Consider the following 2,972-nt stretch of genomic DNA (forward strand, 5'->3'; position numbering starts at 1 on the left):
AAAACCGTTGATATTCTGGGGTTTTGCCTCCGATTTACATCCGGTTATTTCTTCCGTTTTGCTCTCGGCGACAAGGAAAAACTATACACAGGTTTGGGGGGTCGTGCAAATCGGTGAGGTGGTTTGTGGCGGTGACCGTGCACACTTAATTTCGGCGGTGTTGCTTCGGCCCTGAATTTAGGCTCAGTCACTGCCCATAATTGGCGTGGTCGCGCTCAGCAGTTAGTTGCTGGTTCATCGAGGCGTGGCGCATCAGATTTCTGAAAAGGTCGTAATCGCTGTCCCATAAGACGGACCGGCATACTAGGAGCGCTGTATCAGTGGCAGCACACCCGCCGTAGCTATAACTGCACACGCAGGAGCGTGACCGGGCAAGACTGTCACCCAAGAAAGTAGCGAGCTCGAAGACGGTGCTCGCCCTACAACCACCTAGGTCTCAGCAGACTACCAACACGGTCCGGCTGTCCCTGATGACCTAGCCCATGACAAGTCATGCGGTTCTACGCAGGTACCCACCCGTCCGATACGGTGTAGGAGCAGTGCACTCCGAATCCACGGAAGCCGCTAGTAGTAACCGGCCAGAGCACTGCAGCTGCCTTGGTGGTCAACGGAAAGCGGGATGAAGTCTTTGAAGTACACCGTGTTAGAACGATACTGCCTCCTCACCGGGCAAGAGCACAGTGAGCTGACTGCCGAAGAGCAGCACAGCGATTACCAAGCCGGGGTCACCGAGATCGACGGACAACGGTGGAGAATTCGGACCGCAAGGATCACGCCAACGAAGTCAGGTGGGTTCGTAGCCATATGGCAACGAGACGCAACCGGGGCTACCGTGCCCTTCGAGTCTGAAGTCGGACTCCATGGAGTCATGGTTTTCATCGAAGAAGCCGAACACTTCGGAGTCTTCCGGTTCACTCAACAGCACCTGGAGGCTCTGGGCGTCTTCGCCTCAGCAAACGCTCCAGGTAAACGCGGATTCCGTGTCTATCCATCCTGGACCACTGGGCTAAAGGGCCAAGCGAAGAAAAGCCAAGACGAGCAGCTACCCGCATTCTCGGTACTAGCAGACTAACTATTAGTGCCTAGAGACCTACTCCAGCTCCATGCGCCGGAACCTCAGCTCTCGTTGAGCACCCCGAAGAGGCGACCCATCAAACGGGAGTTCTTCGAGATCCACCGCCATGGCCGCTTTCATGGCAAGCTGGTTAGCCGATTGAGTTGCACGCTCAGTTAGTCCAAGCTCGGCTGCAAGTTCCGTCCAGTGCTTCTTCTTGAGGTTTTTTGCTTTACCCGCAACCGTCAGCGCCATAGTGTCATCGCCGTAGACCAAGGTGCAGGGGATGTCATAGATGGGCGCAACGCTAAACCGTCCATGCTCATCGGCCAGGATCGAAGCATTCTTTCCATGCAAGTCGCCGTTGCCAGTCAGCCAAGCAAAGAGGAACTGGATGTAAAGATTGCGTCTGGCGAGCACCGGGGCCTGGCACTGACGCGCTAGTGCCTCGATAACTTGTTCCGTACTCACGGCATACTTGCTCGCAGGCGGAAGGTTTAGTACCTGGATGGCATCCTCGAGCGCTAAGCGAAGCGGATTATCCGGTCCCCCACTGGCTTTGCGGTCGAACCGCTCAACCAACAGTCCTGAGTTGCCCACTGAGTCCCGAACGATCCGGTGATTTGCCACCGGAAGTTTGAGCGCCCGTGCAGCATCTAGATGTTGTGCCTCATTCACCACCAGATACGGGTGGTCTCGAGGATCAAGCTTGAGCAGATAGGCGTTGCTCTTGAAGTTCACTGGCGTTGTCAGCATCGTTGCGCTGATCTTATCCTGCACGCCAGGTATGGAGTGTCGATCAAGAGTATGTGCGAGAACAGAGAAGTCGAGGTTGGCTGCGTTACTGAATTCAGCAACCACAGGAGTCTGTTCTAAGGCAGAGCCTGTTGGGACTATACGAACATTGCCTGGGGTGTCAGAACCAACGGCCATCAACAGCGTCAGCTCGTCAGACAGGCTGGTCTTAGTCGCGTCTTTGAGGACAGTGAGCCGGTGGCCTTCTGGCAATAGACCAGAGAAGAACGCCGGCAGCGCACCGCCGGGTCCAACGTACGAATCCGAAGAAACCGGCAAAGATGTAGCAATCGCCGAACCGCCACCTGCCAGATAGGTTTCGCCATAGCTGAAGGCGACACTTCCGTCGGTTTGCCGGACCAGATAGCCAGCCAGACTTTCGTTGCAGTAGACATCGGCTTGGGTGACAAGCTTGAGTTCCTGGAGTTGCGGGGTCATTTGGCCACGGCGATCCGCAGGCCGAGCACATTCGCTACAGAAAGCACTGCTTCTATGGATGGGTTTCCTGCTCCGCGTTCTAAGGAGCGCAGCGTACGTTCAGAGATGCCGGCTAGCTCGGCCAACTGCTCCTGAGTCAGACCATTCTGTTTTCGTGCGCGTTGCAGTTCGGCACCGAGTTCCGTCACTGAGTTCATGAATGATCTTCTTTCGGCAGTATCTCGCCGATTGGCGACATTCTGCTCTCTATCATTCATCACGTCGCCCAATTCGGCAAGAAATTACCGAAATTCCAATAGAGCGACGGTTAGTGCCCATCAAAAGATCCGATAGGCAGGATTATGCCGATATGAGACTGCCGAGCACTGGATACGGATATCTGCAGAGTAGTAATTGCGGCACCACCTGGTGCCTGTTCCGTGTGCTACCTGGAACCTGCCGGCCCGTCATCCTCGTCGGCGGCTGTAGCCGGCAGCTGTCACCAGTTCTTTAAACAAGAAAAAAGGGGGTCGAGCTTCAGCTCAACCCCCTACCAACCAGCAACCAACCCACCGTTGGTGGTTAAACAGGTGAGGCCCCAACCAAAAGGTTAGGGCCTCAAACCAACATTCATCTTTATTAAGTTAAGTCCGGCGGTGACCTACTCTCCCACACCCTCACGAGTGCAGTACCATCGGCGCAGTGG

Annotated in this window: 3 protein-coding genes; 1 reads left to right on the forward strand and 2 read right to left on the reverse strand. The window is 55.3% G+C overall.

Features of this window, described 5'->3' with window-relative positions; translation table 11 throughout:
- Positions 1 to 619: 619 nt before the first annotated feature.
- Complete coding sequence (locus EYR88_RS15945) at positions 620 to 1,072, forward strand: MepB family protein (protein ID WP_131090754.1); 453 nt, start codon at positions 620 to 622, stop codon at positions 1,070 to 1,072.
- An 18-nt stretch (positions 1,073 to 1,090) separates the two neighbouring features.
- Here the strand turns inward: EYR88_RS15945 and EYR88_RS15950 are convergent, their stop codons facing one another.
- Both EYR88_RS15950 and EYR88_RS15955 read right to left on the reverse strand, forming a co-directional pair.
- Positions 1,091 to 2,287, reverse strand: coding sequence for a HipA domain-containing protein (locus EYR88_RS15950; protein WP_131090755.1), 1,197 nt, complete (start codon positions 2,285 to 2,287; stop codon positions 1,091 to 1,093).
- Positions 2,284 to 2,484 carry a helix-turn-helix transcriptional regulator gene (locus tag EYR88_RS15955; RefSeq protein WP_131090756.1) on the reverse strand — a complete coding sequence of 67 codons (201 nt, stop codon included), beginning with the start codon at positions 2,482 to 2,484 and terminating at the stop codon, positions 2,284 to 2,286. The genes EYR88_RS15950 and EYR88_RS15955 overlap by 4 nt, the downstream gene beginning before the upstream one ends.
- Positions 2,485 to 2,972 lie beyond the last annotated feature (488 nt).

The sequence above is a fragment of the Arthrobacter sp. S41 genome (assembly GCF_004320535.1).
In the GTDB taxonomy this organism is placed as follows: Bacteria; Actinomycetota; Actinomycetes; order Actinomycetales; family Micrococcaceae; genus Glutamicibacter.